The organism is Cytobacillus sp. FSL W8-0315, assembly GCF_038002905.1.
In the GTDB taxonomy this organism is placed as follows: Bacteria; Bacillota; Bacilli; order Bacillales; family Cytobacillaceae; genus Cytobacillus; species Cytobacillus pseudoceanisediminis.
This window is the reverse complement of the sequence record NZ_JBBOOC010000001.1, coordinates 498,838-511,003: the sequence shown is the minus strand read 5'-3', so window position 1 is coordinate 511,003 and position 12,166 is coordinate 498,838. Positions and strand designations below refer to the sequence as shown.

11 protein-coding genes, 1 riboswitch and 1 other annotated feature are annotated in these 12,166 nt (G+C 43.2%); of the genes, 5 read left to right on the top strand and 6 right to left on the bottom strand.

Translation table 11 applies throughout. The annotated features are described in order from the left end of the window. The first annotated feature begins 1 nt into the window (after position 1). Complete coding sequence (locus tag MKY20_RS02785) at positions 2-787, top strand: serine hydrolase (protein WP_019381221.1); 786 nt, start codon at positions 2-4, stop codon at positions 785-787. Positions 788-906: 119 nt separating this feature from the next. Here the strand turns inward: MKY20_RS02785 and MKY20_RS02780 are convergent, their stop codons facing one another. From MKY20_RS02780 to MKY20_RS02765, 4 genes are all read right to left on the bottom strand, one after another. Next, positions 907-1,632 carry a YqcI/YcgG family protein gene (locus MKY20_RS02780; protein ID WP_251175619.1) on the bottom strand — a complete coding sequence of 242 codons (726 nt, stop codon included), beginning with the start codon at positions 1,630-1,632 and terminating at the stop codon, positions 907-909. A 106-nt stretch (positions 1,633-1,738) separates the two neighbouring features. After that, positions 1,739-2,167, bottom strand: coding sequence for a DUF4395 domain-containing protein (locus tag MKY20_RS02775; RefSeq protein ID WP_251267408.1), 429 nt, complete (start codon positions 2,165-2,167; stop codon positions 1,739-1,741). A gap of 408 nt (positions 2,168-2,575) precedes the next feature. Beyond that, the gene (locus tag MKY20_RS02770; RefSeq protein ID WP_251175620.1) at positions 2,576-3,469 is read right to left on the bottom strand and encodes an EamA family transporter; all 894 of its coding nucleotides are present in this window, start codon (positions 3,467-3,469) and stop codon (positions 2,576-2,578) included. Between the two features lie 137 nt (positions 3,470-3,606). Then, the gene (locus tag MKY20_RS02765) at positions 3,607-4,044 is read right to left on the bottom strand and encodes a Dps family protein (RefSeq protein ID WP_009336349.1); all 438 of its coding nucleotides are present in this window, start codon (positions 4,042-4,044) and stop codon (positions 3,607-3,609) included. Between the two features lie 183 nt (positions 4,045-4,227). Between MKY20_RS02765 and MKY20_RS02760 the strand changes: the two genes are divergently transcribed. Next, positions 4,228-5,109 (top strand): sulfite exporter TauE/SafE family protein, encoded by an 882-nt coding sequence (locus tag MKY20_RS02760; protein WP_009336348.1) that lies wholly within the window; start codon positions 4,228-4,230, stop codon positions 5,107-5,109. Between the two features lie 12 nt (positions 5,110-5,121). Here the strand turns inward: MKY20_RS02760 and argS are convergent, their stop codons facing one another. Beyond that, positions 5,122-6,807: an arginine--tRNA ligase gene (argS, locus tag MKY20_RS02755; protein WP_175502119.1), complete on the bottom strand. Its 1,686-nt coding sequence runs from the start codon at positions 6,805-6,807 to the stop codon at positions 5,122-5,124. Between the two features lie 46 nt (positions 6,808-6,853). Further along, positions 6,854-7,114 (bottom strand) — a binding site (T-box leader). Between the two features lie 30 nt (positions 7,115-7,144). Next, positions 7,145-8,329, bottom strand: coding sequence for an FtsW/RodA/SpoVE family cell cycle protein (locus MKY20_RS02750; protein WP_009336346.1), 1,185 nt, complete (start codon positions 8,327-8,329; stop codon positions 7,145-7,147). A gap of 364 nt (positions 8,330-8,693) precedes the next feature. On the opposite strand from MKY20_RS02750, the gene MKY20_RS02745 reads away from it, so the two are divergent. The 3 genes from MKY20_RS02745 (at position 8,694) to MKY20_RS02735 (ending at position 12,135) form a co-directional block, all read left to right on the top strand. After that, the gene (locus tag MKY20_RS02745) at positions 8,694-9,470 is read left to right on the top strand and encodes a hypothetical protein (RefSeq protein ID WP_019381227.1); all 777 of its coding nucleotides are present in this window, start codon (positions 8,694-8,696) and stop codon (positions 9,468-9,470) included. A gap of 80 nt (positions 9,471-9,550) precedes the next feature. Next, positions 9,551-9,755, top strand: a riboswitch (cobalamin riboswitch). 387 nt (positions 9,756-10,142) lie between these two features. After that, on the top strand, positions 10,143-11,117 hold the full coding sequence (locus tag MKY20_RS02740; protein WP_009336343.1) for an ABC transporter substrate-binding protein: 975 nt from the start codon (positions 10,143-10,145) through the stop codon (positions 11,115-11,117). Further along, complete coding sequence (locus MKY20_RS02735) at positions 11,083-12,135, top strand: FecCD family ABC transporter permease (protein WP_009336342.1); 1,053 nt, start codon at positions 11,083-11,085, stop codon at positions 12,133-12,135. The genes MKY20_RS02740 and MKY20_RS02735 overlap by 35 nt, the downstream gene beginning before the upstream one ends. The last annotated feature ends 31 nt before the right edge of the window (positions 12,136-12,166 follow it).

Below are 12,166 nucleotides of genomic sequence, written 5' to 3'. Positions count from 1 at the left end.
CATGAACTTTCTTACTATCAAAGCAGAAATTCTTGATTTGGCCAGCTGCTGTGAAGGACGTGTGGCCGTATACATCCATACAGAGGATGGTGTTATCGAAACAAATGCCGATGATGTTATCTCTTCCGCAAGCTTAATTAAGGTTCCCATTTTACTCGCGGGGCTTTCACAGGCGGAGAATGCCCTGCTTGATCTCGATGAGGAAGCAGAAGTGAAGGATGCTGCCCGGGTTGGCGGAGCCGGGGTATTGCAGGCCATGAGCAAGGGTCTGAAGATGAAGGTTATAGACTTAATGACGCTCATGGTCATTGTATCTGATAATACTGCGACCAATCTCATCATTGAGAGGCTGGGAATAGAGAAAATCAATCAGTTTATCAAAAGTTTGGGGTTTAATTGCACGGAATTAAACAGAAAGATGATGGACTTTGAGGCATTGAAAAACGGCATGGACAACACCACGACTGCCAGGGATATGGTGTATGGCATGAAGGCATTGGCAGAGAATTCGCTTTTATCCGGGAAATTTACAGAAAAAGCACTGGATATATTGGAAAAACAGCAGTATAAGAACAAACTTGCAAACACAATGGACACGGAAAAAGTCAAGGTTGCCAGCAAAACAGGAGAACTACCCGGAATAGAGCATGATTGCGCCATATTTACCCATAAAGGAAACACCGTTTACGCCGCTGTCCTTGTCGACCAGCTTCAAAGTCAGGCAGCTGGAAGAGAAGTACTGTCCGCAATTGGCAGTCGCATTAATCAATATATAACTCATAAATAAGGAACCGTTTACTGAGAGCGGTTCCTTATTTATTTATGCAGTTTTTTGCTTTTCAGGAAGAATTAGTGGATCGACGGTCCTCGAAGATAATTCGTGCGCTAGGCGCTTCACTTTCAAAATTATTTATGATGGAAAGGGCATTTCCCTTCGATTGGTTTAATGTCATCACCGATAAAGTATTGTTTCCACTCACGGTGTTCGGGATCGCCATAATGGCTGATGTTTGGATGGGTAGGGAGGCCATCCCATTTTTCAACCCGTTCCCTTACTTTTTCCCTGGACATGATGCCGCCTTTAGAGGTGCCTTCAAGGCCTTCAAAAATGCGGCGCGGCTGGAAGCCCAGTACAAGGCTATTGCCTAAATCCCTCGTCTTTCTCTGCTTGTAGGCAGGCGCATTTCCAAACACAAAGAATGGTTCCTCAGCAAAAGAAAACGCCCATAAGTGGTGGTCAGGATCTGTCGGATAATCCTTAGGCCAAGGCTTTGTATCAACCTTATGCAAATACTGCAGAATATTCCAGAAATATTCTCTGTAATGTTCAAGCGGTTTTTCATCTGTCTCCGGCTCCACAAATACAAACAGGCCATGGCGAATGAGTTTTGGTGCGTCAAAAAGCTCGATAAAGGATTCGAGGGCTCCCGGCAGGTTAGACCAATCTTCCTGTGTAATATAGGCATATCTCAATTCGCCGCGCATTTCAGCAGTCATTCCAAAATAGCACGGGAAGGTTTTATCTGTAACTGTATCATGAAATGTTTTATATTCCTGACAAACCCACTCAGGCACAATCTCGGGGTTAGTCATATCTTCTTTTGTTAAAAGAAACTTACTGGCAGTTTTCATTTTTTCACCTCAGAATGTTTTACTTATGAAATATGTACCCCTTAAAAAGTCCTTTGAAACTAGCTGGGTGGAAAAGGAAATGAAAAAGACAGCCGTGTTGGCTGCCTTAAGCTTTATAAGATTTTCGGTATTTATATTGATTGAGCTGAAAGCGGATAAAACAGCCTATGCAAAATCCAAGAATGGCGACTAATGCTGATAGAGCTACCATAGCTGTAAAAACATATCCTGCAGCTGTCCAGCCCAGAAGAAAGCTGATCAGGCCCAGCGCCAGGCATGCAACGGCAATCACTTGATTAAATTGCTGCTGCTCCCAGTCTTCGGGAATGTAATCAGCAGGATTTTTTCTTAGAAAAAGTTTTGCTGCACGCATAATGGGATTGTAGCCGAACAATAGGCCCATTATACCTGCAAGGAGGGGTATGGCAAGAATCCATGCTTCTCCGGTTAGCCACGAAGCTAAAACACTTAATACGATCGACCATTGATTAGTTCTTACGAGCGGGCGGGGAATAGAAACAGGTGTATTTGCCAATTATATTCCGACCTTTCTCATTGGTTTTATAGGTATTAATAGTTTACTTAAATTGCAAATTTTTGTGAAGAGAAAAAGCTTGGGAAAATAAAAATAGTCCGTTATGAAGGACAATATCGAAAAGAACCCTGCGCTACTTCGGACAGTAGGAGGTGAATTCTGGTCAAGAGAGTCCGAACCCGGTGCAACTTCGGACAGGAGAAGAAGAAATCCGCAGGAGAGAGTCCGAACCCGGTGCAACTTCGGACAGGAGAAGAAGAAATCCGCAGGAGAGAGTCCGAACCCGGTGCAACTTCAGACAGGAGAAGAAGATCCGCAGGAAAGAGTCCGAACTCATGCAACAGCCTTTAAAGAAAAAAGACTTTGGAATGGATCCCAAAGTCTCCTGAAAATATCCGTAAAAACACGTTACGTGCTAAAACGATTCTTTGCTGCTTTTTTTAATGTGAACTGCGGAATACTGATTCCGATCAGGATCAGCACGATTCCGAAAGCCTGTGCTTCTGAAATTCTTTCGCCAAGAATCAGCATGGCAGCAGCAACAGCGGCCGGGAGTTCGGCAGAACCTACAATTGTGGCAAGACCTGAATCTAAATGAGGTGAGCCGATTGCAAAACATACAATTGGGAAAATAGCCCCGAACAATGCCATCAGCAGCCCGAATTTCCATAGGCCCTCAAGCTGGATGCCACCGCTTATTAAAACGGGGCCTGAAAAAGCTGCAACCAGAAGAAGTCCGCCAAACGTGATGAAGATGCTCCTCTGGATGGTTGGAATTCCTTTACCTGCCTTGCCGCTTGCAAAAATGAATACGGCAAATGTTACCGCAGATAATAAGCCATAGATCAGTCCCTCAGCTTGAATAGGATGTGACCCGGAATTAATCAGGTTGCTTGCAAATACAGTCCCTATAATTAGCAAAATCGAAGAAATGATTTTTGCTTTGCTGGGCATCTTTTTTTCATATAGAGCTTCTAAAAGAATTCCTATCCAGGTGAACTGAAATAAGAGGACAACAGCGATGGAGGCCGGATTCCGATCAAGGCTCATTCCATACAGAATGCCTGTTAAACTTAGGGAAGCACCGGTCAATAACAAAGCTGCTGTTTGTTGAAGGGTGATTTTTGTTTTTTTGATAAATGGGAAAGAAAGCAACAGCAAAAGGAGCCCAAATAAATATTGGCTTCCGGTCAATTCAGGAACAGAGTAGCCGGCCTGGAGTCCGAGTTTCACAATGGATGCCAGAATGCCATAACTGCATGCGCCAAGAAAAATGAATAATGAATATTTTAAGTTTCCCATTATGGATACTCCCTTCTGAAGATGATATCAGGCAATCAGGTCAATCATAACATCTCAGTAAGTCTTTAGGGGAAGATTTTTTCTGCACAAAAATAAGAGCCAGTGATTTTTCTCACTGACTCTTTCTTAATTATCGATTATTCTCCTAAGTAGGCATTTAACATCCAAATATGCGTATCCAATTTTTCCATAAGACCGATGGCAAAGTCGCCTGTCACTTGATCTTCCTGCTCCTCAGCAAGCTGTGCTAAAGAAATTAATTGTTCTTTAATATGTCTATAATCGGAAGCAAGAGCGGCAACCATATCTTCTGCTTTCTTTTCCCCATTAGACTCTTCAAGAGTAGTGATGCTTAAGAACTCCTTAAGTGTCGCTGCCGGTGAGCCGCCGATGGCTAGCAGGCGTTCGGCTGCCTCATCCACAACTTCAGCTGCTTCATTATATAATTCTTCGAACTTTTCATGAAGGGTAAAGAAAAGCGGGCCTTTTACAAACCAGTGGTAGCGGTGCAATTTAGTATAAAGAACACTCCAGTTTGCGATTTGTACATTTAATGCTGCATGTAATTTTTCCATTTTTATATTCCCCCTAAGTCATTTATATATTTATTATAACAAATATCAAATTAAAATCAATGCTTATTTATAATAATTATAAATAAGCAAATTCAAAATCCACAGTATAACCATGGCTGATTATGGTAAAGTGATATAGTACCGCTTAATAGGCAAGACATACAGGTTAGTGAGGATTTTTTAATGGAATATCTCTTATTTATTACGCTCGGAGCGCTTATTAGTGTGCTCTCTGGTTTTTTTGGGGTAGGCGGGGGATTCATTCTTACTCCGACACTCATGCTGTTTGGCTTTTCTCCGGTAGAAGCAATCACAACGAGTTTGCTTTTTTCAATTGGTACCTCTCTTTCAGGCATCTTCGCTCATATCAGGATGAAGAATATATGGCTTAAGCAAGGGCTGATTCTTGGACTAAGCGGTATGGCAGCTACTCAGGCCGCCCATCCCTTTGTGCTGTTTCTTGAGGAAAAGGGCTGGGATGCGTGGGCAGTTCCTTTGTTTTATATCATTCTGCTGTCTTATTTTGCTTTGGGCATGTTAAAAAGAGGGAAAAAATCAGCCAATGCCGCTCCGTCATCTGAACATTCTCCATCCATTGTGAAAATGGTTCTGATTGGATTTTTTGCAGGATTTGTTTCTACGACATTAGGTGTGGGCGGCGGCTTTATTATGGTGCCTTTATCGGTTGCCTATTTAGGGATGATGCCGAAGAAAGCAGTAGGAACCAGCTTGTTTGCTATCATGTTAATCGTATCTGCAGGCTTTCTATCCTACGCTTCCACTGTCAGCATTGATTATTGGATTGGCATTTCACTCGTAACAGGAGGCCTGATAGGGTCACAATTTGGAGCGAAGCTTACCTCCTATTTTGAAAACGAAGAAATCACCTATATGCTCGGAGCCTTATATATGGCTACAGTGGCAAGTGTGATTCTGAAATTAATACATTTGAATTATACCGGCTTAGTGCTGATGGCCATTTTTGTCGGCGGCTTTTTAGTAAGAAGCCTTGTGAAAATGCATAAAGCAAATGCCCGCACAAAGGCAAAAAAGGAGAGACCATAATGGCCTCTCCTTTTACATTTGCCGGGGCACCTTCATGCCGAGTGTCTGCATCCCGTCGGAAAGAACAATTGTGACTGCTTTGACAAGGGCAAGTCTTGATTTGATGCTGTTATCCTTTTCTAATATTCTTACCTGTCCGTAATATTTATTGAAGGCTTGAGCCACATCAATCAAATATTTAGCCAGGACAGAAGGGGAAAGCTGCATATAAGATTGTCTGATTTTTTCAGGATACTGATAGAGCAGCTTGATAATTTCCCAGCTGTAAGAATCAGATAGCCCATTTTCGGCAGATGGAATATCGTCTGCCTTGCGGAGAAGAGAATAGGCCCGGGCATTGGTGTATTGCAGATAGGGTCCTGTTTCTCCTTCAAATGTCAGCATATCTTCAAGTGAAAATTCAATATTATTCATGCGGTCATTTTTCAGATCATGGAACAGAATAGCCCCGATGCCGACTGCTTCAGCGACTTCATCTTTGTTTTCCAAGCCGGGATTTTTAGCTTCGATATTGGTCTTTGCCAGAAGGATTGCTTCATTCAGGACCTCCTCAAGAAGGATGACTCTGCCTTTTCGGGTAGACATCTTTTTCCCATCTTTTAAATAGAGGCCAAAAGGGACATGTGTCATATTATCCGCCCACTCATAACCCATCTTTTTAATAACGCTTTTAACCTGCCTGAAATGGATGCTCTGTTCCTGACCGACAATGTATAGGGAATGATCAAACTGATAGGTTTCTTTTCTATAAAAAGCTGCAGCGAGATCCCGTGTTGCATACAGAGTCGCTCCGTCGGATTTTTTTATCAGGCATGGAGGAAGGTCTTCATCAGGCAGTTGAACCACCTCTGCGCCATCAGACTCAGCCAGCAGGTCTTTTGCCATGAGTTCCTCTATGACGGGTTCCATTTTATCATTATAAAAAGCTTCACCATTGTATGAGTCGAAATGAATGCCAAGCATATCATAAACCCGCTGGAATTCTTTCAATGATTCTTCTCTAAACCAGCTCCAGAGTGCCTGAGCTTGCTCATTTCCGTTTTCAAGCTCTTTGAACCAGGAACGCGCTTCATCTTCAAGGGCTGGGTTAGCTTCTGCTTCTTCATGGAAGCGTATATATAGGCTAAGCAGTTCCTTTATGGGATTTTCCTTCACTTTATCCGGGCTGCCCCACTTTGTATAAGCGGTGATCAGCTTGCCGAATTGTGTGCCCCAGTCGCCTAAGTGGTTGATTCTGACCGCTGTATAACCGCATTTTTCGGCCAGGCTGCCGAGGGCGTTTCCAATGACCGTAGACCGCAAATGGCCCATGGAGAAGGGCTTTGCGATGTTTGGCGAAGAGAAATCAAGCACGGCTGTTTTGCCTGCGCCATCATTCAGCTGTCCATATTCTTTTCCTTCGTTCAAAATTTTTTCCATTATGACTGCACCGGCTGACTCTTTGGAAAAGAAGATATTAATGTAAGGACCAGCAGCCTCTGCTTTTTCGATATGCGGTCCCTGAATCAGGCACGCTGTCTCGCCAGCAATAGAGGCAGGTGACTTCCTGAATGCTTTTGCAAGTGTAAAACAGGGAAAAGCAAGATCGCCATGTGCCGGATTCTTTGGCGTTTCGATTAAGTCCGCAATTGCTTCGTCAGAAAGCTGCCCATTCAGCACTGAAGCCAGCTGAGCTGTGAAAATAGCTTTGAAATTGATCATATTAACACCTCCTGGAAAATAAAAAAGCCCGTCTCTATATAAAAATAGAGACGAGCTGAAATCTACCCGCGGTACCACTCTGATTGTCCAAAGGACCTCTTTTGAAAGGACGTTTCAAAATATGCTTGAACGTATTTCCTAAAGGGGTTTGGTAACGGGACTCCTTACCCGGCATAGCCTACTTTTCTTTCAGCTATGCATCTCCGAAGTGCGCTTCACGAAAGGATTTCCCGACAGGCTTGCACCGTCCCTGTCTCGCTTTTAGGAAAGAGCCCTTTGCTACTCTCTTCATCATAGACACTAGATATATTAATGTTATTATACGCTGTTGGAATTATTTTGCAACATAATTTGAATCCGTTGAAAACATATAAGTTCTGTGATGGTACCGGATGCTGAAAATCAGGCCCATCGCCATCATGTTTCCCATAAGCGAGCTTCCGCCGTAGCTGATAAACGGCAGCGGAATGCCGGTGATTGGCAGTACCTGAATAGTCATACCGATATTTTGAAATACATGGAAGGTGATCATACTGATGACCCCGACGCAAATATAGGTATTAAAAGGGTCGGTCGTCTCCAAGCCGGTTTTAGTTAAGTGATAGATGAGCAGAAAGAAAAGGCTGATTACTACACTTGCACCAAAAAAGCCGTACTCCTCGCCAATGACGCTAAAAATAAAATCAGTATGGGCATCAGGCACATACACCTGTCTGTCAGTAAACCCTTTTCCGGATATTAATCCTGAGCCGATTGCGAGCATGGAGTTGTACAGCTGCATTCCGGCTCCCTGCTTGTGATTAACCGGGTCAAGCCAGGAATAAATTCGGCTGAACTGATAGGGGTCTATCCCAAGGTACTTCTCTAAAATCTCCGGTGCTATGATGACCAGATAGAGCACCGTTCCCGCGAAAGCGCCAAGGATTCCATAAATCGGAACAAGGATTTTCCAGGTGATCCCGGAAACCAGGATGATTCCAGTTAATATGGCGATGATGACAAGGGCGGTACCCAGGTCTTCAATAATAATCAATCCTAATGGAGGCAATGTGGCTGCCCCTAATTTGATTAGAAGGAAAAAGTCCGTGCCTGCAGTCTTTGCCTGATATTTCAGATGGTGGTCAGCGATGACTTTGCTGAGGGCAATGATAAGGAATACCTTAACAAACTCTGAGGGCTGCACAGAACCAAGTCCAGGAATGATATACCACAATGTAGCCCCTTTGCGCTCTGGTGCAATGCTTTCCGGTGCAATGAATAACCCGACAAGCAATAGGATGCCTAAACCGTACAGCAGCCAAGTAAGCCTTCTGATTTGCTCGCTGTCAAAATACATGACAATTGCCACAATGATAGCTCCGACAACATAATTTTTTATTTGTGAGACGACAAAATTCCCTTCATATTGATTGGAGGATTGTCCGCTGTAAATAGCGATGCAGCTGATGAGGAAAAATAGCAGCAGAAGAAAGCATAACGTCCAATCGAACCGGTCTGAGAATCTATTATTCTTGTTCATTTGTATACACCTGGTTTCTGTACCTTTTTACATTTTTATCCTAACAAAGAAAAATAAACCTTACAATGGAGAACAGAATACATTTTTTCTCTGCATGTAGTTAGACGAATGAATCAGCATGATGGTTTCCTGTATTTTCAAAAAACCGGGCAGGCTGCAATTTAAAATTTTTTCTCATCGGCAAAGATATTTTCAGTTATTTTTGCTACAATAAGAGAATAAAATACTGGATGTTTAACAGGCAGTTTCAAAAAGAAGCTGTCTTTTTACTAATTTGTGAAGGCGCTTGCGCTATTCTTATCTGTCTAGCTCAGTGCTTTTCTTTGAAAACACCACTTTGGGTAACGGTTCGGAGGTTTCGTCATTGAAAAGAAGGAATCATGCTATTCGTGATCTCATCTACATCCATCTTAATGAACAGGATCAGTATGTGATGACTTATGGAATTGAGTTTGCAGAGTTTGCCCAAACTCTTTCCGATTCTATTAACAATCTGCTGTTGTTAAAGCATCGTTTTGAACATGGGGACTTTAATACCCACACGATGTTCGATTATGTGTCAAGGGACAAGCTGGGCAGGCTGGTTGAGGATGATGTATATGGCTATGGCGATTTTTGCTGGATTGATTTCGAGGAAGAGGAAGCGGTGAATGAGCTTCCCGGCCAGACAATTGCTGAGCTTCTTTATCTCGGCCATGTCAAGGAACATCTTAAGCCGCCTTTTTACAATTATCTGAGCAATCGCTATGTGTACCTGGCCCATGATGATGGCTGGTTTAACCGTACATATTATCGCGATCTGAACGATTTTTACCGCATGCTTGGGGAAGTAATCCCCGGTAAAATGGGACAGATGAAAGTCGAAAAAACGCTCCTTGGCATAAAAAAGAAAAAGACGTATCCTCCTATCACCAGAGATGTCCTGCTTTCCTTAAAGTCTCTTATGAAAGAGGGAGCGGTACTTTCCATTAAGGATATCGAACAGAATCGGGTCCGGATAGAAATTCCTATTTGGATTATTGGCGACTTTGCGAATATGGATGATATGTATGACGAGTATGAGGCCATTGTGAAAGAGCCATGTGAGGCGAAGATTGTGTTTGATAAGAAAACAAGGGAATGGAAAATATACTCGCGCTAGAATTCTGAACTTTTTTACAACATTCAGCAAAATTCTCTTACTTTTTCTGCGTGATGGTGTATAATCGGAGATAGAAAATTTTATATCCGCATAGAACAGGTGTCTTCTCAAAAGGGTTTTAAAACAGGCTCTTTTGAAGACTTAATAGGGAAGCTGGTGAAATTCCAGCGCGGTCCCGCCACTGTAAATGGAAGCTGTCTGTAAATCCACTGTACAGGAATGTATGGGAAGGAGCAGAACGCATTGACCATGAGCCAGGAGACCTGCCTGATTCTTAAGCACCCATAAACCTACGAGGATAGGGAGGTGTTTGGTCCGGCCATCCTTTCTGCACTAATTGATAAATGACCATGCCAACATCTCCTTGCCGTCCGAGGGGATGTTTTTTATTTGGTTGTTTCTAAAAGTCTATGGGTGGCTAACTTAGTTTCTGCCACTGAGTTGATTGCAGCGGAGGGCACTTGACTCCTGCGGGAAGTGAGGGAAGTGAGAGACCCCACAGGCGAAGCCGAGGAGGCTCTCATCTCTCCCCCGGAAAGCAAGTGCCTGCAGCGGAAATCAACGCGCTAGGTTTGTAAGCTAAAAAATATTATGAGAACCAGCCTTTTATTTTTTAAGATGGTGTTAGACACCACCCGAATTTTGTCGAAAGTTCTAGGAGGATTGCTGAGTATGAGAAAGTTTTATGCATTTTTATTAACGATGCTTCTGGCTGCAGGAGTGCTAGCAGGCTGCGGCGAGAGTGCTGAACAGCCTAAAGAAGAGAAAAAGGTTGAGGAAGGGCAGAATACTGGCGGGGAAGAGGCTGCTTTTCCTGTTACGATAAAGGATGCTCTTGATAATGAAATCGTCATCGAATCCAAGCCCGAAAGAATCGTTTCCATGATTCCAAGCAACACCGAAATTGTTTTTGAATTGGGGCTTGGCGAAGAAGTTGTCGGAGTCTCCGATTTTGATAACTACCCGCCCGAAGCCACAGAAAAAGAAAAGATTGGCGGCATGGAATTTAATGTCGAGAAAATTATTTCTTTAAAACCGGATCTTGTCCTTGCTCACGCGTCAAGCGCACATAATTCCGAAGCTGGCCTTCAGCAATTAAGGGATGCAGGTGTGACCGTCCTTGTTGTCAATGATGCAAAGAGCTTTGATCAGGTTTTTGAATCCATTGAAATGGTTGGAACCGCAGCGGGAGAGAAGGATGAAGCAGAGCAGCTTGTTTCAGATATGAAGAGCAAGCTCGAGGAAATCAAAACAAAAGCTCAGGGCATAAAAGAAGAAGACCGCAAATCGGTTTTCGTGGAAGTTTCACCTGCTCCTGAAATCTATACAGCAGGTACAAAAACATTTATGGATGAAATGCTAAGTGCCATCAATGCAGAAAATATCATTTCCGAAGAAGGATGGCCGAAAATGGATCCGGAAGCGATTATCGAACGGAATCCGGATGTAATCATCACAACTCATGGCTATTACACTGAGGATGCTGCTGGCAATGTAATGAAAAGGGATGGCTGGCAGGATATAACCGCAGTAAAAAATAAGCATGTTGCCGATGTTGATTCCGATATGGTAACCCGCTCTGGCCCTCGTATTATTGAAGGAGTCGAGGAACTTGCAAAAGCAGTATATCCGGACGTATTTAAATAATAAATTTTTAGCTTATCTAACAGCAGCGGCTTTCCTGCTTTTAGCCATGCTGATGGGGATTTCAATTGGAACAGTGTCTGTTCACCCCATGACGATTATCAGAGTAATAAGCGCTGAGCTATTTCCTTTTATTTCATTGGGAAACACGGATGCTATGCATTCAAATATCATTTTGAATATTCGCCTGCCGCGCGTTTTGCTGGCTGGCTTAGTAGGGGCGTCTCTTGCAATTGCGGGAGCCGCCTTTCAAGGTTTATTAAGAAATCCGCTGGCAGATCCATATACAATTGGGGTTTCATCCGGGGCTTCACTAGGTGCTGTTTTAACATTATTCTTAGGATTATCCATTCCGTTTGCAGGAATGTTTACGCTGCCGTTATTCAGCATTTTATTTTCCTTTTTAACCATTTTTGCCGTTTTGCTGTTTGCCAGAAAAATTGAAAGATCCATGAAAGTGGAAACGATTATTTTAACAGGCATTATCTTCAGTTCTTTTCTTGGCGCTCTGATTTCTCTGATGATTGCCCTGACTGGAGAGGAGCTTAGACAGATTATTGGCTGGCTTCTTGGCAGTGTATCCATGAGAGGGTGGGCGTATATTAAAATTATCATTCCGTTTTTTGTACTGGGTGCCATCCTTCTTTTAGTGAACAGCAAAGAGCTTAATGCCATGAGCTTCGGAGAAGAAAAGGCCCAGCATATAGGGGTGGACGTTCAGAAGAGAAAGATGATGGTCCTGATAGCTGGCTCTATCTTGACTGGTGCGGCTGTAGCTGTATCTGGAACGATAGGATTTGTCGGTCTTGTGATCCCTCATCTGACCAGGCTGTTATGGGGACCGGATCATAGGCACCTATTGCCGCTATCTATTCTGATGGGTGCAGGCTTTCTTATTATTGCCGATCTGGTTTCACGGACGATCATTGCACCTACCGAACTTCCAATCGGTGTGATTACAGCGATAATCGGTGCACCTGCGTTTGCTATTATTTTAATTAAAAGAAAGAATAAACTTTGAACCTCGATAACTGTCCGGCACAAGCGTCCAC

Bases quoted from the DNA above. Each gene is read 5' to 3' on its own strand.
- MKY20_RS02785 (WP_019381221.1), top strand. From the start codon at position 2: ATGAACTTTCTTACTATCAAAGCAGAAATTCTTGATTTGGCCAGCTGC.
- MKY20_RS02780 (WP_251175619.1), bottom strand. From the start codon at position 1,632: ATGAAAACTGCCAGTAAGTTTCTTTTAACAAAAGAAGATATGACTAAC.
- MKY20_RS02770 (WP_251175620.1), bottom strand. From the start codon at position 3,469: ATGGGAAACTTAAAATATTCATTATTCATTTTTCTTGGCGCATGCAGT.
- MKY20_RS02765 (WP_009336349.1), bottom strand. From the start codon at position 4,044: ATGGAAAAATTACATGCAGCATTAAATGTACAAATCGCAAACTGGAGT.
- MKY20_RS02760 (WP_009336348.1), top strand. From the start codon at position 4,228: ATGGAATATCTCTTATTTATTACGCTCGGAGCGCTTATTAGTGTGCTC.
- MKY20_RS02750 (WP_009336346.1), bottom strand. From the start codon at position 8,329: ATGAACAAGAATAATAGATTCTCAGACCGGTTCGATTGGACGTTATGC.
- MKY20_RS02740 (WP_009336343.1), top strand. From the start codon at position 10,143: ATGAGAAAGTTTTATGCATTTTTATTAACGATGCTTCTGGCTGCAGGA.